22 protein-coding genes are annotated in these 23,014 nt (G+C 59.9%); 10 read left to right on the top strand and 12 right to left on the bottom strand.

Features of this window, described 5'->3' with window-relative positions; genetic code table 11:
- Positions 1-67: 67 nt before the first annotated feature.
- The 6 genes from ACI514_RS25055 to ACI514_RS25030 all read right to left on the bottom strand — a co-directional run bounded on the left by ACI514_RS25055 (position 68) and on the right by ACI514_RS25030 (position 5,770).
- On the bottom strand, positions 68-850 hold the full coding sequence (locus ACI514_RS25055) for an N-acetylmuramoyl-L-alanine amidase (RefSeq protein ID WP_405122584.1): 783 nt from the start codon (positions 848-850) through the stop codon (positions 68-70).
- A gap of 101 nt (positions 851-951) precedes the next feature.
- Complete coding sequence (locus ACI514_RS25050) at positions 952-3,027, bottom strand: diguanylate cyclase (RefSeq protein WP_405122583.1); 2,076 nt, start codon at positions 3,025-3,027, stop codon at positions 952-954.
- Complete coding sequence (locus tag ACI514_RS25045) at positions 3,024-3,902, bottom strand: endonuclease/exonuclease/phosphatase family protein (RefSeq protein WP_007911779.1); 879 nt, start codon at positions 3,900-3,902, stop codon at positions 3,024-3,026. The genes ACI514_RS25050 and ACI514_RS25045 overlap by 4 nt, the downstream gene beginning before the upstream one ends.
- A gap of 14 nt (positions 3,903-3,916) precedes the next feature.
- Positions 3,917-4,558, bottom strand: a complete 642-nt coding sequence (locus tag ACI514_RS25040; protein WP_160054503.1) for a thiol:disulfide interchange protein DsbA/DsbL — start codon at positions 4,556-4,558, stop codon at positions 3,917-3,919.
- 266 nt (positions 4,559-4,824) lie between these two features.
- On the bottom strand, positions 4,825-5,436 hold the full coding sequence (locus tag ACI514_RS25035; protein ID WP_160054505.1) for a cytochrome c: 612 nt from the start codon (positions 5,434-5,436) through the stop codon (positions 4,825-4,827).
- A gap of 43 nt (positions 5,437-5,479) precedes the next feature.
- Positions 5,480-5,770 carry a cytochrome c5 family protein gene (locus tag ACI514_RS25030; protein WP_038365005.1) on the bottom strand — a complete coding sequence of 97 codons (291 nt, stop codon included), beginning with the start codon at positions 5,768-5,770 and terminating at the stop codon, positions 5,480-5,482.
- Between the two features lie 191 nt (positions 5,771-5,961).
- Between ACI514_RS25030 and yihA the strand changes: the two genes are divergently transcribed.
- On the top strand, positions 5,962-6,606 hold the full coding sequence (gene yihA / locus ACI514_RS25025; RefSeq protein ID WP_405122582.1) for a ribosome biogenesis GTP-binding protein YihA/YsxC: 645 nt from the start codon (positions 5,962-5,964) through the stop codon (positions 6,604-6,606).
- A 412-nt stretch (positions 6,607-7,018) separates the two neighbouring features.
- Here the strand turns inward: yihA and polA are convergent, their stop codons facing one another.
- The gene (gene polA / locus ACI514_RS25020) at positions 7,019-9,823 is read right to left on the bottom strand and encodes a DNA polymerase I (protein WP_405122581.1); all 2,805 of its coding nucleotides are present in this window, start codon (positions 9,821-9,823) and stop codon (positions 7,019-7,021) included.
- A gap of 74 nt (positions 9,824-9,897) precedes the next feature.
- Here polA and ACI514_RS25015 point away from each other — a divergent pair, with 74 nt between their 5' ends.
- Both ACI514_RS25015 and ACI514_RS25010 read left to right on the top strand, forming a co-directional pair.
- A complete protein-coding gene (locus tag ACI514_RS25015; RefSeq protein ID WP_064389732.1) occupies positions 9,898-10,188 on the top strand; it encodes a DUF2782 domain-containing protein in 291 nt (96 codons plus the stop codon).
- 54 nt (positions 10,189-10,242) lie between these two features.
- Positions 10,243-11,196: a homoserine kinase gene (locus ACI514_RS25010; RefSeq protein WP_405122580.1), complete on the top strand. Its 954-nt coding sequence runs from the start codon at positions 10,243-10,245 to the stop codon at positions 11,194-11,196.
- 90 nt (positions 11,197-11,286) lie between these two features.
- Here ACI514_RS25010 and znuA read toward each other — a convergent pair whose 3' ends face one another.
- Positions 11,287-12,207 carry a zinc ABC transporter substrate-binding protein ZnuA gene (znuA, locus tag ACI514_RS25005; protein WP_174244423.1) on the bottom strand — a complete coding sequence of 307 codons (921 nt, stop codon included), beginning with the start codon at positions 12,205-12,207 and terminating at the stop codon, positions 11,287-11,289.
- A 66-nt stretch (positions 12,208-12,273) separates the two neighbouring features.
- On the opposite strand from znuA, the gene ACI514_RS25000 reads away from it, so the two are divergent.
- Genes ACI514_RS25000 through ACI514_RS24985 form a run of 4 tightly spaced genes read left to right on the top strand, consistent with a single transcriptional unit; the run spans position 12,274 to position 15,073 of the window.
- Entirely contained in the window at positions 12,274-12,756 is a 483-nt protein-coding gene (locus tag ACI514_RS25000) for a Fur family transcriptional regulator (RefSeq protein WP_007911760.1), read from the top strand.
- The gene (gene znuC / locus ACI514_RS24995) at positions 12,756-13,541 is read left to right on the top strand and encodes a zinc ABC transporter ATP-binding protein ZnuC (RefSeq protein ID WP_008081224.1); all 786 of its coding nucleotides are present in this window, start codon (positions 12,756-12,758) and stop codon (positions 13,539-13,541) included. Before ACI514_RS25000 ends, znuC begins: the two co-directional genes overlap by 1 nt.
- Positions 13,534-14,322 carry a zinc ABC transporter permease subunit ZnuB gene (gene znuB, locus ACI514_RS24990; RefSeq protein WP_007911758.1) on the top strand — a complete coding sequence of 263 codons (789 nt, stop codon included), beginning with the start codon at positions 13,534-13,536 and terminating at the stop codon, positions 14,320-14,322. Before znuC ends, znuB begins: the two co-directional genes overlap by 8 nt.
- Positions 14,323-14,359: 37 nt before the next feature.
- Positions 14,360-15,073 carry a PA5502 family lipoprotein gene (locus tag ACI514_RS24985; RefSeq protein ID WP_160054511.1) on the top strand — a complete coding sequence of 238 codons (714 nt, stop codon included), beginning with the start codon at positions 14,360-14,362 and terminating at the stop codon, positions 15,071-15,073.
- A 124-nt stretch (positions 15,074-15,197) separates the two neighbouring features.
- Here ACI514_RS24985 and katE read toward each other — a convergent pair whose 3' ends face one another.
- Positions 15,198-17,339, bottom strand: coding sequence for a catalase HPII (katE, locus tag ACI514_RS24980; protein WP_405124244.1), 2,142 nt, complete (start codon positions 17,337-17,339; stop codon positions 15,198-15,200).
- 260 nt (positions 17,340-17,599) lie between these two features.
- Between katE and ACI514_RS24975 the strand changes: the two genes are divergently transcribed.
- The 3 genes from ACI514_RS24975 (at position 17,600) to ACI514_RS24965 (ending at position 20,130) form a co-directional block, all read left to right on the top strand.
- Positions 17,600-18,607: a methionine ABC transporter ATP-binding protein gene (locus tag ACI514_RS24975; RefSeq protein ID WP_405122579.1), complete on the top strand. Its 1,008-nt coding sequence runs from the start codon at positions 17,600-17,602 to the stop codon at positions 18,605-18,607.
- Positions 18,607-19,281 carry a methionine ABC transporter permease gene (locus tag ACI514_RS24970; RefSeq protein ID WP_160054515.1) on the top strand — a complete coding sequence of 225 codons (675 nt, stop codon included), beginning with the start codon at positions 18,607-18,609 and terminating at the stop codon, positions 19,279-19,281. The genes ACI514_RS24975 and ACI514_RS24970 overlap by 1 nt, the downstream gene beginning before the upstream one ends.
- Positions 19,282-19,359: 78 nt before the next feature.
- Positions 19,360-20,130, top strand: coding sequence for a MetQ/NlpA family ABC transporter substrate-binding protein (locus ACI514_RS24965; protein ID WP_095125096.1), 771 nt, complete (start codon positions 19,360-19,362; stop codon positions 20,128-20,130).
- A gap of 281 nt (positions 20,131-20,411) precedes the next feature.
- On the opposite strand, the gene ACI514_RS24960 is transcribed toward ACI514_RS24965, so the two are convergent.
- Genes ACI514_RS24960 through ACI514_RS24950 form a run of 3 tightly spaced genes read right to left on the bottom strand, consistent with a single transcriptional unit; the run spans position 20,412 to position 23,010 of the window.
- Positions 20,412-21,047 carry an SCO family protein gene (locus ACI514_RS24960; protein WP_007911741.1) on the bottom strand — a complete coding sequence of 212 codons (636 nt, stop codon included), beginning with the start codon at positions 21,045-21,047 and terminating at the stop codon, positions 20,412-20,414.
- Positions 21,044-21,943: a heme o synthase gene (cyoE, locus tag ACI514_RS24955; RefSeq protein ID WP_160054517.1), complete on the bottom strand. Its 900-nt coding sequence runs from the start codon at positions 21,941-21,943 to the stop codon at positions 21,044-21,046. The genes ACI514_RS24960 and cyoE overlap by 4 nt, the downstream gene beginning before the upstream one ends.
- Complete coding sequence (locus tag ACI514_RS24950; protein ID WP_405122578.1) at positions 21,931-23,010, bottom strand: COX15/CtaA family protein; 1,080 nt, start codon at positions 23,008-23,010, stop codon at positions 21,931-21,933. Before ACI514_RS24950 ends, cyoE begins: the two co-directional genes overlap by 13 nt.
- Positions 23,011-23,014 lie beyond the last annotated feature (4 nt).

The following is a 23,014-nucleotide window of genomic DNA, read 5'->3' as shown; positions in this document are numbered from 1 at the left end:
TCCGAAGAATTACCAATGAGTTATAGCTGCTGATTGCGATTTCGCCCTAACCGTCGGGCGGGCGTCATTATTTTGTCTGGTTAAGTACCAGCAACAACGCTGCCGTTTGCGCATCCGGCGTGCCGTCGAAGCGCGAGGGCCGGAAGTGCATCTGGAACGCGGCGAGGACATGGCGCGTGGCGACGTCCAGCTCGCCGGTCTGTGGTGTGTCATAACCCAAGTGCGCCAATTGCGCCTGGAACCAGCTGATGCTTGGCAGCTCGCTGCTGTTGAACAGCATCTGCTGACGCGCAACCGCCTGTTCGTTCGGCCATATGCCCAGGCCTTCGGCAGCGAGGCGCTTCCACGGGAACAATGGGCCCGGATCGAGTTTGCGCAGTGGTGCGATGTCGCTGTGGCCGATGATGTGCCGCGGGCTGACGCCGTTGCGCTTGCTGATGTCCTTGAGCAGGACGATCAACGATTGGATCTGCGCTTCGCTGTACGGATACCACAGACGCCCGGTCGGCGTGTCTTTGAAGCCTGGATTGACGATTTCAATGCCGATCGAGCTGGAGTTGAGCCAGGTACGGCCCTGCCATTGGCTTTCGCCGGCATGCCAGGCGCGCTGGTTCTCATCCATCAGTTTATAGACGGTGCCGCCCTTGTCGTCGCCGATCAGGTAATGGCTGCTGACCTCGCCGTGGGTCAGCAATTGCAGAGAGCGCTCCAGCGAGGCCGACGTGTAATGCACGATCACGAACTGGATACGGCTGTCGTAATTGGCCGAAGGATGGCTGATGTCGTAACGCGGGCTGCTGGAACAAGCGGCCAGAACGAGCAGCGAAGCGAGGAGGGCAAAGAATTTCATGGCAGAAGGCAGTACACGCAAGACAGTAATGCAACAGTGTAACGTACTGCCTTGCGTCTCGACGGCCAGTGGGCGGATTTAAACAAAATGGAACAATTTGCTCAGCCCAGCTCGACCCGATTGCGTCCTGCATTTTTAGCGCGGTATAGCGCCTGATCGGCTCTTTTCAGTACCAGATCGCTGTGCTCTCCAGCGCGGAATGATGCCAGTCCCATGGAAATGGTGATCGTCACCCGCTCGCCCTTGAAGTGAAACGGGCAAGCTTCGATCGCTGCGCGCAGGGCCTCCAGCAGTTTGGCGCCTACTGCCGGCGGCGTTGCCGGCATCAACAGAACGAACTCTTCCCCGCCGAAACGGGCAATGAAGTCCGAGCCGCGCAGGCGTTTGCGCAACACGGTGGCGATGATTTTCAGCACCTTGTCGCCGGCCAGATGGCCGTAGTTGTCGTTGATCCGTTTGAAGTGATCGAGGTCGAGCATGGCCAGGCTCAGGGTGTTGCCGTGTTGTTGCCACTGCTGGATTTCGTGCTCGAGGCGTTCGCTCCACGCGGCGCGATTGGGCAGGCCGGTGAGCGGATCGATCAAGGCTTTCTGTCTTTGTACTTCAAGATGTTCGCGGAAACCTTGGGCTTCCTGTTCCATATGCGCTACGCGCTCTGACAGGCTTGTCAGCCGCGTGGCGACTTCCTGCTCGCGGGCGTCGCGCTGCTTCTGGTGCTGATCCATGGTGCCGAGCAGGCCTTCGAGATGGTTCTCCAGCACGTGCTTGAGGTCTTCCAGATCCGCTGCTTCCTGCACGCTGGTCTGCAGGCCGTCGACTTGCTCGCGGATCTGCGTGTCCATTGCCCGCGCCGCCGAGCTGTTGTCGGCATGGCCTTCGCTGGCCGCTTGCAGGTTGCTCTGGAATGCTTCGAGGCGTTCGTTGAGCTGTTGCAGATAGGCTTCGAATTCGTGCTGACCGCTGTCGGTGATCGCCAGCATCAACGTCGCAAGATCGTCGAGGATCGGGATCAATTCGTACCAGTTCAAACCGTGTTTGAGCCGTTCACGCATGGCTTCGGCTTGTGGACGGTGACGTTCAGGCAGAGTCAGGTCGTCGAGCAGCCCGATCAGGGTGTCTTCGATGTGTTTGGCCACGGAGCTATAGGATGGCTCGGGGGTGTCTGGCAGGGCGAACAGGATGTCGTGCTCGGGCTGCTCCGGGTCGATGGCGGCCAGCGCCAGGGCAATTGGCTCGGGCAGTGGCAAGCTGTCGAGGATCAGTGGAGTCGGATCGCCGGGGTGGATCAGTTCATCGGGATTGATGGCGGCAGGCGCGATTTCATTCTGAGCAGGAGCCGGGGTGAAAACAGGCTCAAGCTTGATGTGCTCAGCCTGCGGTTCGACCGGATGGCTGCTGACTTTGCTGACGACCGTGGGTGGTACAAAGTTAACCACCTCTGCCGGTTCCGGTTCCAAATGAGCCTGGGTGGCTGGCGTCGTTGTTTCGACGGGCGTAGGCGGATCGATGGTGGGAGCTACCGTCACGGCTTCAATCGCTGCGACTGGGGCGGGCTGTGCGGCCTCTGACTTGGGTGCCGGCGGGTCAAGTGGTTGCAGTGGCGGCGTGGCTTGAAGCGGCGCGGGTGATTCCGTTGCTGGCGCTTCTTCGCTGTCGCGGCTACCGAACAAACGTTGCAACAGACCCGGGCGACCCGGCTCTGCCGGGGTGTCCAACTGACTCAACGCCTTGCCCTGCAAACCACTGAGCTCACTCAGCAGCAGCGGCATTTCCCGCGCCGAGCCGACGCGGCCATCCAGTTGTTTGGCGAACTTCTTCAAGGGCTGGGCGACTTCACGTGGCAGCGGCAAAGCCTGCAACTGCGTGACCAGCGATGTCAGCGCGCTGCTGACTTGATCAATGCGGGTTTCGCGGCGCTGCTCGGAATCGAGCACGGCTTTTTCCAGGCGCGGCAAAAGGGCGGCCAGGCCGGCGTCCATGTCGTCGGTGCGCACCACGTCGCGCATCTCTTTCATGCACTGATCAACGACCTTGTCGGTACCTTCAGCCGCCAGTGTGCTGCGCACCAGACCGCGACGCAGCAAGTCGAGCCTGGCGGCCCAGCGGCGTTCGAGTTTGTCCTGCTGTTCGATGCTTTTGAGGTACTTCTCTTTCCAGCGCTGGGCGTCGTCGCTCATTCAGGGGTTCCGCGAGGGGCAGGACTCAACGCGGGCAATGCATCGGCCGTGAGCGAACCCGGCAGACGAATCTCTACCGCGACCGGCAGGTGATCGGAAATCGGTTGGGCCAGCACTTCGACCTTTTCCAGGGTCAGGGTCGGGCTGAGCAAAATATGATCAAGGCAACGTTGAGGACGCCAGCTGGGGAAAGTCGCTTCCACCTGCGGGGCCAGTAGGCCGAGATCGCGTAACGGAGAGTGTTGTAGCAGATCGCTGGCGTGGGTGTTCATGTCGCCCATCAACACCTGGTGTTTATAACCACCGATCAGCTCACGAATATAGGCCAGTTGCAGGCTGCGTGTTCGCGCACCAAGGGCCAGGTGCATCATTACCACCACCAACGCTTCCGGGCCTTCGCCGAAACGCAGCAGAATCGCCCCGCGACCTTTCGGGCCGGGCAGCGGGTGATCTTCGATCGCCGACGGTTTCAGGCGACTGAGCACGCCATTGCTGTGCTGAGCGAGTCGGCCGAGGTTGCGATTGAGTTGTTGATACCAGTAAGGGAAGGCGCCGAGTTGGGCCAGATGTTCCACCTGATTGACGTAGCCCGAACGCAAGCTGCCGCCATCGGCTTCCTGCAGAGCGACCAGATCGAAGTCGCCGAGCAAGTCACCGATCTTTTGCAGGTTGCCTGAACGGCCGTTGTGCGGCAGCAGGTGCTGCCAGCTACGGGTCAGGTAATGCCGATAGCGCTCGGTGCTGATGCCGACCTGGATATTGAAACTGAGCAGACGCAAACGCTGGTCTGCGGGCAGGCCCGTGGACTCCAGGTGATGCTCGTTGACCTGCGGATCATGCAGGCCAACGATGCGTTCAGACTTCCAGCGGCGCATGGCGGTAGCCGCGCTTAGTTGGCAGCAGCCTTGGTTGCCGCTCGCTCTTTGGCGACCAGTTGGTCAGCCAGTTGCAGCGCTTGTTCGGCACCACCGGCGGAGCCGATGTCAAAGCGGTACTTGCCATTGACGATCATGGTTGGCACGCCAGTGATTTCATACTTCTTGGCCAGTTCGCGAGCTTTTACGATCTGACCTTTGATGGCGAACGAGTCGAACGTGGCGAGGAATTTGTCCTTGTCTACGCCCTGGGTGGCGAGGAAGTCAGCCATGTCGTTCTTGTCGGTCAGCTTCTTGTGTTGTTTCTGGATTGCTTCGAAAACGGCGTTGTGAACCTTGTGCTCGACACCCATGGCTTCGAGGGTCAGGAACATCTGGCCGTGAGCATCCCACGGGCCACCGAACATGGCAGGGATGCGCACGAAGTTGACGTCGGAGGGCAGTTTCTCAACCCAAGGGTTGATCACGGGCTCAAAAGCGTAGCAGTGCGGGCAGCCGTACCAGAACAGCTCGACCACTTCGATCTTGCCAGGCTCTGCAACCGGAACCGGGTTGGCCAGTTCCACGTAAGGGGCGGCAGGGGCTTCGGCGGCTTGAGCGGTCACGCCGAACAGGCTGGCAGCGACGAGAGCGGCGCTGATGATCAGATTACGCATGCTTTACTCCTGGACAATTTTGGTCGCCTCGCGCGACCTGTTTTCAGACAGATCCTGGCGGGCATGAGTTCTGTAGTGTAACGGCAGCGGCCACAAAAAAGGGCGGCCAAAGCCACCCTTTTTATACTTGCTGCGACGGATTAATCGAGCGTTAACATTGCCGGAGATATCAACTCCTGCATTGAATCACGCAACACCCCTGTAGGAGCTGCCGAAGGCTGCGATCTTTTGATCTTCAGCCTCGCTCAACGCCCGATCCGGCGCGCTTAGTGCAAACCCTGAATGTAGCTGGAGACCGCCGCAATATCTTCGTCGCTGAGGCGCTTGGCGATGGTCTGCATGGTCATGGTGTCGCCGTCGTTGGTGCGGCCACCTTCTTCCTTGCGGAAATCGGTCAGCTGCTTGGCGATGTATTGAGCGTGTTGGCCACCCAGGTGCGGAAAGCCGGCAGCCGCGTTGCCGGCGCCGTTCGGTGAGTGGCAGCCGGTGCAAGCTGGCAGGCCCTTGGCCAGGTTGCCGCCACGGAACAGGGCCTCACCGCGTGCAACGATCTTCGGATCGGCGGCGCCGACACTGCCCTTCTGGGTGGCGAAGTAGGCGGCGATGTCGGCCAGATCCTGATCGCTCAGGTTGGTCAGCAGGCCGGTCATTTCCAGAACGGTGCGCTTGCCCGACTTGATGTCGTGCAGTTGCTTGGTCAGGTACCGTTCACCTTGACCTGCCAGTTTCGGAAAGTTTGGCGCCATGCTGTTGCCGTCCGGGCCATGGCAGGCTCCGCAAACGGCGGCTTTTGCCTGGCCCGCTGCGGCATCACCGGCAGCATGGGCGAAGCCTGAGATTCCCACGGTCAACAGCAGACTCACGATCAATTTGTTCATCAGCTAATCCAACTACGGCTAAGGGTTAAGTTATGGACCGGGTTTACTCGCTCATCCAAAGGATGATGGCTTGGTAATCCTCGGCACTGCAGTCCATGCACAAACCACGCGGCGGCATCGCCTTGAAACCCTGGGTCACGTGTTGCACCAGCGTCCCCATACCTTTCGCCAACCTCGGCGTCCAAGCTTCCTGATCGCCTCTTTTGGGCGCCATGGGTAGTTGGCCGGAATGACAGGCACCACAAACACGGTTGTACACAGCTTCCGGATCCTGTGTAGCCTGTGCGCTGTAAAGCGGCATCAAGACTCCGGCAGCCAGCAGCCATTTCGTCATAAAACGACCTTTTCAGGGTTGAGAGCGTTCTGCGTTCTAATGCGCAATCAAAGTCTGTCGCTCTCGTGAACTTCATCCTTCGCTGGGACAAAGCACACACAAAATCTGCGGCATTATATACTGGCGTCACTGAAACGGAAGCGACACCGCGTTCCGCGCCCAATCCCGGCGCCGCCCACATCGGAAATCCCATGCAACTCAAGAATCCCATCCTCGGCCTGTGCCAACAGTCCACGTTCATGCTCAGTGCCGCCAAAGTCGATCAATGCCCTGACGACGAAGGCTTCGAAGTAGCGTTTGCCGGTCGTTCCAACGCCGGCAAATCCAGCGCGCTGAACACTTTGACTCACGCCAGCCTGGCGCGCACCTCGAAAACTCCGGGTCGCACACAGCTGTTGAACTTCTTCAAGCTAGACGAAGATCGCCGTCTGGTCGACCTGCCGGGCTATGGTTACGCAAAAGTACCGATCCCGCTGAAGATGCACTGGCAGCGTCACCTTGAGGCTTACCTCGGTGGCCGCGAGAGTTTGAAGGGTTTGATTTTGATGATGGACATCCGTCATCCAATGACCGACTTCGACCTGCTCATGCTCGACTGGGCCGTTGCGGCCAGCATGCCGATGCACATCCTGCTGACCAAGGCCGACAAACTGACCTACGGCGCAGCCAAAAACACCCTGCTCAAAGTGCAGTCGGAAATTCGCAAAGGCTGGGGCGATCAAGTCACCATCCAACTGTTCTCCGCACCAAAACGCATGGGCCTGGAAGACGCCTACACTGTACTGGCCGGCTGGATGGAACTGGCAGACAAAGGCGCCGAGGCGGCAGCCGAGTAAGTCGGGATTGGGAAAAATTGGTTGTAGTGTGGTCAGGCAAGGCAAAGGTGATGCTCAAAAGCGGAGTTTAGGGGACCTAAATGAGCATTTTGAGTAGCGCCTTTAACGCAGCATGGCCGCGCTACAGCCGATTTTTGGGCAAAAAAAGCCCCGGATTTCATTGGGGAGGGAGAAATTCCGGGGTTTAAGTTCCGAACCGCTAGGGCGGGGTTCAGATATCTGCCAACACTTAACACAACATAGGAGCATCGAAGGGCTTCACCAGCCATTCAGTATCTCTGAGTAGTGTCCTTCCAGATTAGTTCAGATTTTTTTCAAAAAGCTTTGGAATAATCCCAAGCGCTTTTCGAAATAAGCAGATTTTCCGGGGCTGCCGCGACGTCATGTCGCGGCAAAACCGTATTCAAATGGCTCAGTGAGCCTCATCCCAATTGTTGCCCACACCCACTTCGACCAGCAGTGGCACATCCAGCTTCGCCGCTTCGCTCATGTGCACGCGAATCTCGGCGCTGACCTGTTCGACCAGATCCTCGCGAACCTCCAGCACCAATTCATCGTGTACCTGCAGGATGACTTTGGCGTCCAGTCCGGACGTCGCCAGCCAGTTATCCACAGCCACCATGGCCTTCTTGATGATGTCGGCGGCCGTGCCTTGCATTGGCGCGTTGATCGCCGTGCGTTCGGCGGCGGCGCGCTCCTGCGGCTTGTTCGAGTTGATTTCCGGCAGGTACAGGCGACGACCGAAGAAGGTCTCGACATAACCCTGATCCGCCGCCTGCGTGCGGGTGCGATCCATGTACTCGCGAACCCCCGGATAACGGGCGAAGTAGGTGTCGATGTAAGCCTTGGCAGTTTTGGTGTCTACGCCGATGTCCTTGCCGAGTTTCTGCGCGCCCATGCCGTAGATCAGGCCGAAGTTGATCGCCTTGGCGCCACGGCGCTGGTCGGAAGTCACCTCGTTGAGTTCGACCTTGAACACTTCGGCAGCGGTGGCGGTGTGCACGTCCAGATTGTTGCGGAAGGCGTTCATCAGGCCTTCATCTTTGGACAGGTGCGCCATGATCCGCAGTTCGATTTGCGAATAGTCCGCCGCCAGCAGTTTGTAGCCCTTTGGCGCTACAAACGCCTGACGGATGCGTCGACCTTCAGCGGTGCGCACCGGGATGTTCTGCAGGTTCGGATCGCTGGAAGACAAGCGCCCGGTCGACGCTACGGCCTGGTGATACGAGGTGTGAATACGCCCGGTGCGCGGGTTTATCTGCTCTGGCAGGCGATCGGTGTAGGTGCTTTTCAGCTTGCTCATCGAGCGGTGCTCCATCAGCACCTTCGGCAAGCGGTGATCGTCTTCAGCAAGTTTCGCCAGCACTTCTTCAGCAGTGGACGGCTGACCTTTGGCGGTCTTCTTCAGCACCGGCAGGCCGAGTTTCTCGTAGAGAATCACGCCCAGTTGCTTCGGCGAGCCGAGGTTGAATTCTTCCCCGGCGATTTCGAAGGCTTCGCGCTCCAGCGCAACCATTTTGTTGCCCAGCTCGATGCTCTGGATGCCGAGCAGCTCAGCGTCGACAAACGCGCCTTGGCGTTCGATGCGCGCCAGCACCGGCACCAACGGAATCTCGATGTCGGTCAAAACGCTGGCCAGACTCGGGATCGCGCTGAGTTTTTCGAACAGCGTCTGGTGCAGACGCAGGGTGATGTCGGCGTCTTCGGCGGCGTACGGCCCGGCCTGCTCCAGCGCGATCTGGTCGAAGGTCAGCTGCTTGGCGCCTTTGCCGGCGATGTCCTGGAAGCTCACGGTGGTGTGATCCAGGTACTTTTGCGCGAGGCTGTCCATGTCGTGGCGGGTCGCGGTGGAGTTGAGCACGTAGGACTCAAGCATCGTGTCGAAGGCGATGCCGCGCACGGTGATGCCGTTGTTCTGGTCGCCACCGATGGCGCAGTTGGCCAAAATGTTCATGTCGAACTTGGCGTGCTGGCCGACCTTCAGCTTGCTCGGGTCTTCGAGAATCGGCTTGAGCGCGCGCAGCACGGTGTCGCGATCCAACTGCTCCGGCACGCCGATGTAGGAGTGGGTCAGCGGAATATACGCGGCTTCGTTGGCCTGCACGGCGAACGACAGGCCGACCAGTTGCGCCTGCTGCGCGTCGATGCCGGTGGTTTCGGTGTCGAAGGCGAACAGTTTGGCGTTGTTGAGTTTTTCCAGCCAGACGTCGAAGCGCGCCTGATCTAGGATGGTTTCGTAAGCGGCTTCAGCAGGAACGGCAGGCGCTTCTTCTGCTGGTGCGCTGAACAGATCGCCAGCCGGCGCAGGCTCGCTGCCTGCGCTCAATTCCAGACGTTTGGCGTCGCGATCCAGATCGTTGATCCAGCTTTTGAATTCCAGCAGCGAGTACAGCTCGTAGAGCTTGGCCGGGTCTTCCGCGCCCATCTGCAAGTCATCGAGTTCGACGTCCAGCGGCACATCGACCTTGATGGTCGCCAGTTGATAGGAGAGGAACGCCATCTCCTTGTGCTCTTCAAGCTTGGCCGGCAGGGTTTTCGCGCCGCGAATCGGCAGGGTCGGGACGATGTCGAGATTGGCGTACAGCTCGGTCAAGCCGCCGTTGACGCCGACCAGCAGGCCGGAAGCGGTCTTCGGGCCAATGCCCGGAACGCCCGGAATGTTGTCGGACGAATCGCCCATCAGCGCCAGATAATCGATGATCTGCTCCGGTGCGACGCCGAATTTCTCCTTCACGCCTTCGACGTCCATCGAGCTACCGGACATGGTGTTGACCAAGGTAATGTGGCCGTCGACCAGTTGCGCCATGTCCTTGTCGCCGGTGGAGATCACCACCGGGCGATCCGCCGCCGCGCTGCTGCGGGCGAGGGTGCCGATCACGTCGTCAGCCTCGACGCCTTCGACGCACAGCAGCGGGAAGCCGAGGGCGATCACGCTCTGGTGCAGCGGCTCGATCTGCACGCGCATGTCGTCGGGCATGCTCGGGCGATTGGCTTTGTATTCGGCGTACATCTCATCGCGAAATGTCCCGCCCTTGGCGTCGAACACCACGGCGAACGGGCTGTCCGGGTACTGCTTGCGCAGACTCTTGAGCATGTTCAGCACGCCTTTGACCGCACCGGTCGGCAGGCCTTTGGAAGTGGTCAGTGGTGGCAGCGCGTGAAACGCGCGGTACAGGTAAGACGAACCGTCCACCAGGACGAGGGGGGCTTGGCTCATGAGCAGGATCAACCTTTTCGGCGGGTCCGGCGCTAGAATAGCGGGACCGTTGACGACAAAGGGACAAGGTTATCATGCGTACGTTAAATCGCTTGCTGCTGGTCGGTCTGATTGCTGCCTCACCGTTGGCCGCGATGGCGGCGGATGATGCGCCGTCGGGAGATCCTGAAGTCACCATTCGCACGGAAGGCGACAAGACGATTCAGGAGTACCGTCAAAACGGGTTCCTGTACGCGATCAAAGTCACGCCGAAGGGCGCACCACCCTACTTTCTGGTGCGTGCAGACGGGACGGATGCAAACTTCATCCGCTCGGATCAGCCGGATATGCTGATTCCGTCGTGGAAGATTTTCGAATGGAAGTAGATTTTTAATTCACCCGGCGCCGCAATTGGCGGCGCCCGTACTGGCAGTTAAAACATGTCTGTGTTCACTCCCCTGGCTCGGCCCGAGCTGGAAACCTTTCTCGCCCCTTACGGGCTTGGCCGTCTGCTTGATTTCCAGGGGATCGCCGCCGGCAGCGAAAACACCAACTTCTTTATCAGCCTGGAGCAGGGCGAGTTTGTCCTGACCCTGGTTGAGCGCGGCCCGGTGCAGGAGATGCCGTTCTTCATCGACCTGCTCGACGTGCTGCATGAAGCCGACTTGCCGGTGCCGTATGCACTGCGCACCACCGACGGCGTGGCGTTGCGTGAGCTGAAAGGCAAACCGGCGCTGTTGCAACCGCGCCTGTCCGGCAAGCACATCAAAGTCGCCAATGCTCAGCATTGCGCGCAGGTTGGCGAATTGCAGGCGCATCTGCACCTTGCGACCCAGGGCGAGCGCATGATCAAGCGCAAGACCGATCGTGGCCTCGACTGGATGCTGGAGGAGGGCACGGAGTTTCTTTCGCACCTGAGCGATGAACCGCGTGCACTGCTGCAAAAGGCGCTGGATGAAATCACCGAGCGCAAAGACAAGATTCTCGCGCTGCCGCGGGCGAATATTCATGCCGACCTGTTTCGCGATAACGCGATGTTCGAAGGCACGCACCTGACCGGGCTGATCGACTTCTACAACGCCTGTTCGGGGCCGATGCTGTATGACGTGGCGATTGCCTTGAATGACTGGTGTTCGGACGAGGACGGTTTGATCGATGGGCCGCGAGCCCGCGCGTTTCTCGGCGCCTACGCGGCGCTGCGGCCATTCACGGCTGCGGAGGCCGAGTTGTGGCCGACCATGCTGCGCGTGGCCTGTGTGCGGTTCTGGCTGTCGCGATTGATCGCGGCGGAGCAGTTCGCCGGGCAGGATGTGTTGATTCACGATCCGCAGGAGTTTGAGCAGCGCTTGGCGCAGCGGCAGCAGGTGCAAACACCTTTGCCTTTCGCGCTTTAAGATCAAAAGATCGCAGCCTTCGGCATCTCCTACAGGATTTACATCAATCCCCTGTAGGAGCTGCCGAAGGCTGCGATCTTTTTCTATGGCTTACAACGATTCCAGGCACCCGGCCAGATCATTGCCGAGCTTTTCCAGAACCTGCTCATAACCCTGAGCCGTCGCCGGGGTGTACCCGCCCAACGCATCCAGCTCAGCCAGTTTCACCGGCAGCCCGGCCACCAAAGTCTCGGCCAGACGCGGGCGCAACGGCGGCTCGCTGAACACGCAAGTCTTGCCCACTTCCTGCAACCGCTTGCGCATCGCCGCAACATGCTGCGCACCCGGCTGCACTTCCGCCGCAACGCTGAACACGCCGGTGTGCTTCAGGCCATAAGCCTCTTCAAAATAATCAAACGCCTCGTGAAAGACGAAGTACGGCTTGCCTTCAACGCTGGCCAGACGCTTCTTCAAACGCTGATCCAGTGCATCGAGACGCTCGTCGAACGCCTTGGCGTTGCTCTGATAGCGCGCGGCGTTGGCCGGGTCGGCGGCGCTGAGGTCTGCGGCCATTTTGTCGGCAATCACCCGCGCATTCACCGGCGATAACCACAAATGCGCATCCAGCGTGCCCGGGCGGTGATCGTGATCATGCTCGTCGGCGTCTTCGGTGTGGGAATGGCTGTCCTCGGCAAAACGCCGCAGTTTCATCCCTGGCAGATCCTGCACGGCGACGCTCGGCAGCGTACGACCGTTCAGCACGCGCGGCAGGAAACCTTCCATATCCGGGCCGATCCAGTAGAGCAGATCCACCGACTGCACCTTCCGTACGTCGGATGGCCGCAGCGCGTAATTGTGTGGCGAAGCACCCGGCGGCAGCAGCACTTCGGGAACCGCCACGCCGTCCTGCACGGCCGCTGCAATCAGCTGCAACGGTTTGATGCTGGTGAGGACTTTGACCTCGGCCTGAGCCGAACCGATCAGCAGAAAACTGGCGACAAAAGCCACAAAAACAGAAAAAAGTCGGGACACGATGACCACTCAAGGAGGCGAGAACGGGTAACATAATAACGTCTCTATCAAAACTCGTCGCCGCCCATGCCTATTACACCGATTGCCAGCCGTCCCCACGACCACTCTCATTGCGTACACAGCGCTTTGTCCGAGGCCGATACCTTGTGCGCCCAGAAAGGCTTGCGCCTGACCGCGTTGCGCCGCCGGGTGCTGGAATTGGTATGGCAGAGCCACAAGCCATTGGGCGCCTACGATATTCTCGCGGTGCTGAGCGAGCAGGACGGCCGCCGCGCCGCGCCGCCGACCGTGTACCGCGCGCTGGATTTCCTCCTGGAAAACGGCCTGGTGCATCGCATCTCTTCGCTCAACGCCTTCGTCGGCTGCGTGCACCCGGAACACGCGCATCAGGGCCAGTTCCTGATCTGCCGTGACTGTCACGCTGCCATCGAACTTGAGCAAAAAGTGATCAGCGACGCGATCATCAACAGCGCCAAAGACGTTGGTTTCATCGTCGAAGCGCAGACCGTCGAAGTCGTCGGCCTGTGCTCCGGTTGCCAGGGGGCTTGATGAGCAATGCGCTGATCCGTCTGGAGCAGGTCGCCGTCACGTTTGCCGGGCAGACTGTGCTGGACAACATCGAGCTGAGTGTCGAGCCGGGGCAGATCGTCACCCTGATCGGTCCCAACGGCGCTGGCAAGACCACGCTGGTGCGCGCCGTGCTCGGGCTGTTGAAACCAGACAGCGGCAGCGTCTGGCGCAAGCCGAAGCTGCGCGTCGGCTACATGCCGCAAAAACTTCACGTCGATCCGACCTTGCCGCTGTCGGTGCTGCGCTTTCTGCGGCTGGTGCCGGGCGTTGACCGTCCGCGTGCGCTGGCGGCATTGAAAGAAGTCGGCGCCGAACACGTCATCGACAGCCCGGTGCAGAGCGTTTCCGGGGGGGAAATGCAGCGCGTACTGCTCGCTCGGGCGCTGCTGCGCGAACCGGAATTGCTGGTGCTCGACGAGCCGGTGCAGGGCGTCGACGTCGCCGGGCAAGCCGAGTTGTACAGCCTGATCACCCGTCTGCGCGATCGCCATGGTTGCGGCGTGTTGATGGTGTCCCACGATTTGCATCTGGTGATGAGCACCACCGATCAGGTGGTCTGCCTCAACCGTCACGTCTGCTGCTCCGGGCATCCCGAGCAGGTCAGTGGCGATCCGGCGTTCGTTGAGCTGTTCGGCAAGAACGCGCAGAGCCTGGCGGTCTATCACCATCATCACGACCACGCTCACGACCTGCACGGTTCAGTGGTCAAAGGGCCGGTCATTGGCCAGCCTCACGTTCACGGAGACAACTGCAAGCATGGCTGATTTTCTGTTGTATGCCCTGCTTGCAGGTCTGGCGTTGGCGATCGTTGCAGGTCCGCTGGGTTCGTTCGTGGTCTGGCGGCGCATGGCTTATTTCGGCGATACCTTGTCCCACGCCGCGCTGCTCGGTGTGGCGCTGGGCTTTTTGCTGGATGTCAGCCCGACCGTTGCGGTCACCGTAGGCTGTCTGTTGCTGGCGGTGCTGCTGGTCACGTTGCAACAGCGTCAACCGCTGGCGTCTGACACGCTTTTGGGAATTCTCGCACCGAGCACGCTCTCTCTCGGTCTGGTGGTACTAAGCTTCATGCATGAAGTGCGGATCGACCTGATGGCCTATCTGTTCGGCGACCTGCTGGCGATCAGCCCGACTGATCTGGCGTGGATCCTCGGCGGCAGCGCGGCGGTGCTGGTGTTGCTGGTGACGCTGTGGCGGCCATTGCTGGCGATTACCGTGCACGAAGAGTTGGCCAAAGTCGAAGGCCTGCCGGTCGCTGGCCTGCGCATGGCACTGATGCTGTTGATCGCGGTGGTGATCGCGGTGGCGATGAAAATCGTCGGTGTGTTGCTGATTACTTCACTGTTGATCATCCCGGCAGCTGCGGCACAGCGTCACGCCCGTTCGCCGGAGCAGATGGCACTGGGCGCGAGCCTGCTGGGCATGCTCGCGGTGTGTGGCGGGCTGGCCTTGTCGTGGTTCAAGGACACCCCGGCAGGCCCGTCAATCGTTGTGACGGCGGCCGCACTGTTTCTGCTGAGTTTTGTTCTGCCCCGTCGTGGGGTGTAGACTTGGCCGCTTTTTGCGCAAATAGAGAGTCGCAGGAATGAAGCCGTTCGCCTCCCGTTATCTGCTCCTTGTCGCATTTTCAGTGCTGCTGGGCGCCTGCCAAAGTACCCCACCGGTGGTTGAAGCCCCCGATGCGCGGGCTACGGCCATCGCACAGCTGGAGCAAAGCCTGGCCAGCAGCGAACTGGCCACCGCTGAAGACCAATTGGCTGCTTTGCAGAAAGACGCCCCAAACGATCAGTCCCTTGAGCAGTACCAGCGGCAGCTTGCCGAAGCGTATCTGCGTCGCAGCCAGATCGTGTTGCAGAAGGGTGATGTGAATGCCGCCGCCACAGCATTGAGCCGTGCCCGCGTGCTGATGCCCAAAGCGCCGGCGCTGACCGGTGGCGTCAACGGCGCCATCACCGAAGCGCGCAAGGCTGAGCTGGAAAAGGCCGAAGCAGCCTTGCTGGCCGCCGAGGCGAAGCCGAAAGCCAAGGTGATCGATCCGACTGCAGAGAGCACCACGGTTGCGTTGAATATCACCGATAGTCGCAAACTTCGCCGTCAACTGGATGCGATCGCTGCTGATGTGGTGAATTATGAGTGTGGGGTGACCATTCAGGCACCACGGACGAATGACTATCCATGGTTGTCGACGTTGCTGACCAAACGGGTAAAGAAGCTGAACCCGGATTTTGATCTGAAGATTGAGAAGCAGATCGTGCGCACAGTGCCGGCGCAGATGGTTCTGAGCCCGCGTAAACCCTAAAAAGCTTCGCGAGCAGGCTCGCTCCCACAGTAGATTTTCGTCGATCACAGGAATTGTGTTCACTGAAAATCCCAATGTGGGAGCGAGCCTGCTCGCGAAAGCGTCCTCTCAGCCAGCAAAAATCTTAAGCTGGAATGGCCTTGGCCTTAGGCTCGCGATCCCAAACCCGATGCTGCCCGATCGCCGTAAAGAACGGCTTGGTTAGCGCCGGTACATCCTTGCCCTGCAACAACCCGGCATCCGCTTCCAGTTTCAGCAGATCCTGCAACTGCTTGGCATCCCCGTGCAACGCAATCGCCTTCAAATGCTTGTACGCCTCCAGCAGGTAATGCAACGCCACGCCGTCACCGCTCAACGCCTTCACCGACGCCGCACCGCCCGGCACAAACACCGCATCGAAAATAACCGACGGCATGCCTTCCATCGAAGCATCCACAGGCAACATTTTTCCGTCCGCAGTTTTCACCGGCGCCGAAGTCGGCCCCAGCAACTTGGCATGCGCACCTTCAGCCGCCAATGCCTTCTTCATCGCATCAATCGCCGCACCATCGACGCCGTTAGCAGCAAGAATCGCCACTTTTCGTGTCTTGATGTTTTCCGGCAGCAGATTCGCCTGGCTCAGTGCTGGCGAGTGATCGAATGACACCTTGCGCACATCCACCGTGCCTTTGCTCGGCGCAGGCAGACCCAGATTAGCCGCCACGCGCTTGGCCAGTTCCAGATCGATGTTGGCCAGAATCTCGTTCACTTCCCGCGCACGGATGAACTCGCGCTCAACCTTGCCCAGCTCGAAGCTGTAAGCGGCAATGATGTGCTCCTTCTCGTGATCGCTCATGCTGTTGAAAAACAGAGTCGCTTGGGAGAAGTGATCGCTGAACGACTCACTGCGCTGGCGGATCTTGTTCGCATCAATGCGCTCTGGATAACTTTCGAAACCACCGTCCTGCGCGGCCGGCGGGGTTTCTTTCGGCCAGCCGCCATCAATCGAGTTCGGCTCATACGAAGCGCGCCCCTTGTCGATCACCGAGCGGTGCTGGGCATCACGCTGGCCGTTATGAAACGGTGCGACCGGGCGGTTGATCGGCAGCTCATGAAAGTTCGGCCCACCGAGTCGGCTGATTTGCGTATCGGTGTAGGAAAACAGTCGGCCTTGCAGCAGCGGGTCATTGGAGAAGTCGATGCCCGGCACGATGTGGCCAGGGCAGAACGCGACCTGCTCGGTCTCGGCAAAGAAATTGTCCGGGTTGCGGTTCAGGGTCATTTTGCCGAGCGGCGTGATCGGCACGATTTCTTCTGGGATCAGCTTGGTCGGGTCGAGGATGTCGAAATCGAAGTCGTGCTCGTTTTCCTCCTCGATGACCTGTACGCCGAGTTCCCATTCCGGGTAATCGCCCATCTCGATCGCTTCCCAGAGGTCGCGACGATGGTAGTCGGTGTCTTTACCGGCGAGCTTCTGCGCCTCGTCCCAGACCAGCGAGCACGTGCCGGCAGTGGGGCGCCAGTGGAATTTGACGAAGCGCGATTTACCCTCGGCGTTGATCAGGCGGAAGGTGTGCACGCCGAAGCCCTGCATGCTGCGCAGGCTTTTCGGGATCGCCCGGTCGGACATCGCCCAGATGACCATGTGCGCGGACTCCGGCACCAAGGACACGAAATCCCAGAAAGTGTCGTGGGCCGAGCCGCCGGTAGGGATTTCATTGTGCGGCTCGGGTTTCACCGCGTGGACGAAGTCGGGAAACTTGATCGCGTCCTGGATGAAAAACACCGGCATGTTGTTGCCGACCAGATCGAAGTTGCCTTCATCGGTGAAGAACTTCACCGCGAAACCACGCACGTCACGCACGGTGTCGCCGGAGCCACGCGGGCCCTGCACGGTGGAAAAGCGCACGAACACCGGGGTCTTTTTCCCCGGATCCTGTAGGAAACCGGCCTTGGTCAGCGTCGAATGGTTCTCGTACGCCTGAAAGAAACCATGCGCGCCGGTGCCGCGGGCGTGAACGATGCGCTCCGGGATCCGCTCATGGTCAAAATGCGTGATCTTTTCCCGCATGATGAAGTCTTCAAGCAGCGACGGCCCACGCGGGCCGGCCTTGAGGGTGTTCTGGTTGTCGGCGATCTTCACACCCTGGTTGGTGCGCAGCGCCTGGCCGGTGGCGTCGGAGCGAAACTTTTCCAGGCTGTCGAGTTTGGCGTTGGTGTTGGCGCGATCCGGGGCATCGGTTCCGGCCATCTGGCTTTTGTCGGACGTAGGCTTCTTGCTCATCAGTCGTAAACTCCTCGGTTGACCCCGATGCTGGCCGGGGACTCTTGAGTGGTTCCCGGGCACGGTACCCAGGGTTTTCAAGTCGCTTACTTAGTGACTGATGGGCTGCTTTGGACGTTCCTTTTTTATGACCTTTGATCTTGTTATTGCCAAATCGAAGGTTAATTGCGAAATAAATGCTAAGAACCTCTATACGGACAGGCTAAAATGCGCGCCCGGCTAACCGCTGATCCTTTTCTAACGCGCCCCACAAGGTTCGCTACGTGATCGAGTTTCAAAACGTCCATAAGACTTACCGCGTCGCCGGTAAGGACATTCCCGCGCTGCACCCGACCAGTCTCTCTATCGAGAACGGGCAGGTGTTCGGCCTGATCGGCCATTCCGGTGCGGGCAAAAGTACCCTGCTGCGTCTGATCAATCGCCTGGAAGACTCCAGTGGCGGCAAGATCTACGTCGACGGCGAAGAAGTCACCGCGCTGGATGCCAACGGCCTGCGCCGTTTCCGCCAGCAAGTCGGGATGATCTTCCAGCACTTCAACCTGCTTGCCTCCAAGACCGTGGCCGACAACGTTGCGTTGCCGCTGACCCTGGCCGGCGAACTGTCGAGCAGTGACATCGACAAGCGCGTTGCCGAGTTGCTGGCGCGAGTCGGTCTGTCTGACCACGCCAAGAAGTACCCGGCGCAATTGTCCGGCGGCCAGAAGCAGCGCGTCGGCATCGCCCGCGCCCTGGCGACCAAGCCGAAGATTCTGCTGTGCGACGAGGCCACCAGTGCCCTCGACCCGCAGACCACCGCGTCGGTTCTGCAATTGCTGGCCGAGATCAACCGCGAACTGAAACTGACCATCGTCCTGATCACCCACGAGATGGATGTCATCCGTCGCGTCTGCGATCAAGTCGCGGTGATGGATGCCGGCGTAATCGTCGAGCAAGGTTCGGTGGCCGATGTGTTCCTGCATCCGAAGCACCCGACCACCAAACGCTTTGTTCAGGAAAGCGAGCAGATCGACGAAAGCGAGCAGCGCGATGACTTCGCTCACGTGCCGGGCCGCATCGTGCGTCTGACCTTCCAGGGCGAAGCGACCTACGCGCCGCTGCTCGGTACCGTCGCCCGGGAAACCGGCGTCGACTACAGCATCCTTGCCGGTCGCATCGACCGCATCAAAGACATTCCGTACGGGCAATTGACCCTCGCCGTCACCGGTGGCGACATGGAAGCGGCCTTCGCCCGCTTCACCGCCGCTGACGTTCACATGGAGGTATTGCGCTAATGGAAGACCTGATCAGTTTCTTCACCAATATCGACTGGTACGAAATCTGGCTGGCCACCGGTGACACCATGCTGATGCTCGGTGGTTCGCTGCTGTTCACCGTGTTGCTCGGCCTGCCGCTGGGCGTGTTGCTGTTCCTCTGCAGCCCGCGTCAGTTGCTGGAAAACCGTGGCCTCTACGCGTTCATGTCGCTGGCGGTGAACATCCTGCGTTCGCTGCCGTTCATTATTCTGTTGATCGTGATGATCCCGTTCACCGTGCTGATCACCGGCACGTCGCTGGGCGTGGCCGGTGCGATTCCGCCATTGGTTGTGGGTGCGACGCCGTTCTTTGCGCGTCTGGTGGAAACCGCGCTGCGTGAAGTCGATCGCGGCATCATCGAAGCGACCCAGTCGATGGGCGCGACCACGCGGCAGATCATCATCAACGCTCTGCTGCCGGAAGCCCGTCCGGGCATCTTCGCGGCGATTACGGTGACGGCGATTACACTGGTGTCCTACACGGCGATGGCCGGTGTGGTCGGTGCCGGTGGTCTGGGTGACCTGGCGATCCGTTTCGGCTATCAGCGTTTCCAGACTGACGTGATGATCGTCACCGTGGTGTTGCTGCTGATACTGGTGCAAGTGCTGCAGATGGTCGGTGATCGACTGGTCGTGCATTTCTCGCGCAAATAACCGGTTTTTGTAATCAAGAGATGAGCCGGCCATTCGCTGGCAGGCGCCAGACGGGCGCTTTGAAAAGGAGTTAGCTGAATGAAAAAACTGATCGCTGCATTCGCTGCCGTTGCGGCATTCTCGGCCCATGCCGAAACCCTGACCGTTGCTGCCACCCCGGTGCCGCACGCAGAAATCCTCGAGTTCGTGAAACCGGCGCTGGCCAAAGAAGGCGTGGAGCTGAAGGTCAAGGTGTTCACCGACTACATTCAGCCGAACGTACAGGTCGCGGAAAAGCGTCTGGACGCCAACTTCTTCCAGCACCAGCCGTATCTCGATGAGTTCAACAAGGCCAAGGGCACTAGTCTGGTTGCCGTGACCGGTGTGCACCTGGAGCCGCTGGGCGCTTACTCGAGCAAGCTCAAGGACCTGAAGGATCTGCCAAGCGGCGCCAACGTGGTGATCCCGAACGACGCCACCAACGGCGGCCGCGCGCTGTTGCTGCTGGCCAAGGCTGGCGTGATCACTTTGAAGGATCCGACCAACATCCTGTCGACCGTCAAAGACATTGCGACAAATCCGAAAGACCTGAAAATCCGTGAACTGGAAGCCGCGACCATCCCGCGCGTGCTGACTCAGGTTGATCTGGCACTGATCAACACCAACTACGCGCTGGAAGCCAAGCTTGATCCGTCCAAGGATGCGCTGGTGATTGAAGGTAATGATTCGCCGTACGTGAACATCCTCGTGTCCCGCGCGGACAACAAGGACAGCGACGCGATGAAGAAACTCGCTGCTGCGCTGCACAGCCCGGAAGTGAAGAAGTTCATTACCGAGAAGTACAAAGGCGCGGTGCTGCCGGCGTTCTGATTGGGCTGGCTGCAATGAAAAAGGGGACGCTAATGGCGTCCCCTTTTTTGTGTCTGGTGTTGGGCTTTGGACCTGCTGTGAAGCTTCCCCTCACCCCAGCCCTCTCCCGGAGGGAGAGGGGGCCGACCGAGGTGTCTTGCGTTCTACATCGACCTGACAGACCGAGTTGATTATGGATTCAGCGGATAACTTTCAGGTCGGCGTAACTCTTGAATATCCCCCAATCAGTTCCCTCTCCCTCTGGGAGAGGGCTAGGGTGAGGGGCTTTTGCCTTTAGGCGATTACTTGCGATTAAGCATGACCGGGAGTTGCGCAACCAGTTTGGCGTTATTCAACGGCGCTCGAATAAACCCACGCTGCGTCCCGTCCGGCCCGATCACTGCCAGATTGCCGCTATGGTCGACGGTGTAATTCGGCTTACTGGTATCCGCCGGAATAAACGGAATACTCACCGCATTCGCCACCTTCTGCAGTTCTTCAATCGAGGTCGGCGTCAGGCCGACAAACTGCGGATCGAAGTAACCCAGATACTGCTTCAACTGCTTGGGGTTATCGCGGTTCGGGTCAACGCTGACCAGCACGATCTGTAACTTGTCCACAGCGTCCTTGGGCAACTCGCTCTTGATCTGCCGCAGTTGCGCCAACGTGGTCGGGCAGATATCAGGGCAGAAGGTATAGCCGAAAAACAGCAGACTCCATTTACCTTTCAACTCATTGATCGCCACCGGTTTGCCGTCCTGATCGGTCATCGTCACGTCAGGCAGATTACGGCTTTGCGGCAGCAGAATGATGCCAGCGTCGATCAGCGCGGTGGGGTCGCCCTGGCCCTTGCCGCTCAGCACTTTGTTGACGGTCAGGCCGAGGATCAGCGCGATCACGGCGACGAGGATGAAGACGGTTTTCTGGGTTCGAGTCATAGGTTCAACAGTAAGTAGTGGTCTACGAGCAGGGCAATGAACAGCAAAAACAAGTACCAAATAGAGTACTTGAAGGTGTTGATCGCCGCGTGCGGCCGAGTGCCACGGTACAGCACCACGGCCCATTGCAGAAACCTTGCGCCCAGACCGAGAGCGCAGATCAGGTAGAGCACACCGCTCATGTGGATCACGTACGGCAACAGACTCACCGCCAGCAGCGCGAAGGTGTACAGCAGAATGTGCACTTTGGTGTAGTGCTCGCCGTGGGTGACCGGCAGCATCGGGATGTCGGCCTTGGCGTATTCCTCTTTGCGATGAATCGCCAGCGCCCAGAAGTGCGGCGGCGTCCAGGCGAAGATGATCAGCACCAGCAACAATGGTTCGGCGCTGACGTGACCGGTGGCGGCGGTCCAGCCAAGCAGCGGCGGTGCGGCGCCGGCGAGGCCACCGATGACGATGTTCTGCGGCGTCGCGCGTTTGAGGAAACCGGTGTAGATCACCGCATAACCGAGCAGTGAGGCCAAGGTCAGCCAAGCGGTCAGCGGATTGGTGAAAGTCAGCAACAGGGCCTGACCGAGCAACGCCAGCACCAGTGCAAACGTCAGCGCCGCCGCCGGCGAAACCCGTCCTTCAGCGAGGGGCCGTTTATGCGTGCGTGCCATCACCGCATCGATGCGCCGATCGACCACATGATTGACCGCCGCCGCGCCGCCGGCACACAACGCAATGCCCAGATTACCGAACACCAGTACCGTCCACGGCACCCCGGCGCGGGTCGCGAGGAACATGCCGACCAGCGAGGTGATCAGCATCAGCACCACGACTTTCGGTTTGGTCAGCTCCAGGTAATCACGCCAGATCGCCTGATGCGGACGTTCGCCAATCAGAATCGCCACGGCGTTTCTCCTTTAATAGTGATGGGCGCGGCGGAATGTTTGCGCGGGCTCAAGCGCCAGCGCGCGAGCACCGGTTGCTTGACCCGAACCAGACTGGTGCGCGCGTGGTAATTGACCAGCACCATGGTCAGCAACAGCGCCGCACCGCCAGCGTTATGCGCGACCGCCACCGGCAGCGGCAGATGGAACAGCACGTTGCTGATGCCGAGGGTGATCTGCGCCGCGAGGGCAATCAACACAAGACCGGCCAACCGCGTCATGCCAACCACTTTCAATTGCCAAGCGAGACCGAGCAGCACCAGCGTCACCAGCAGCGCGCCGATACGATGAGTCAGGTGAATCGCCGTGCGTGCATCGCTGTCGAGTTGCCCACCCAGATAATTCGGGCCGATGTGCTGGGTCAGGTGAAAACCGTTGGCGAAATCCGCCGGTGGCAGCCATTGCCCGTGGCAGGTCGGGAAGTCGATGCAGGCCACCGCCGCGTAGTTGGAACTGACCCAGCCACCCAGCGCGATCTGACCAATCACCAACAACAATCCCGCTGTCGCCCAATACTGCAAACGCTTGGGCACGGTCAGCGCCGGCAGCACCCCGGACAATCGCAACGTCAGTAAAAACAACAGACTCAGCGTCGCAAAGCCGCCGAGCAAATGCCCGGTGACCACCTGCGGCCAAAGCTTGAGCGTCACCGTCCACATGCCGAACGCCGCTTGTGCGATCACGACAGCCAGCAGAAACAGCGGCAGTTTCAACGGCTGCCCCGAATGACGACGGTTAACCCACGCGCGTCCGGCCAGAATCGAAATAAGCAGGCCGAGGGTGCCGGCGAAATAGCGGTGGATCATCTCGTTCCAGCCCTTGTGCGCCTCCACTGGCGAGTCGGGGTAATGCAGTTCGGCATGGGCCAGTTGGGCTTCGCTTTTCGGCACGCTGATAAACCCGTAGCAGCCCGGCCAGTCCGGACAGCCGAGGCCAGCGTGGGTCAGGCGCGTGTAGGCGCCGAGCAGCACCACAATAAGTGCCAGCAGGGTGGCAAACAGCGCGAGGCGAAATCCAGGTTTGGCCATGACG

Origin of the sequence: Pseudomonas sp. M20 (genome assembly GCF_045037865.1) — a bacterium.
Lineage (GTDB): Bacteria > Pseudomonadota > Gammaproteobacteria > Pseudomonadales > Pseudomonadaceae > Aquipseudomonas.
This window is presented reverse-complemented; position numbering and strand designations above follow the sequence as displayed.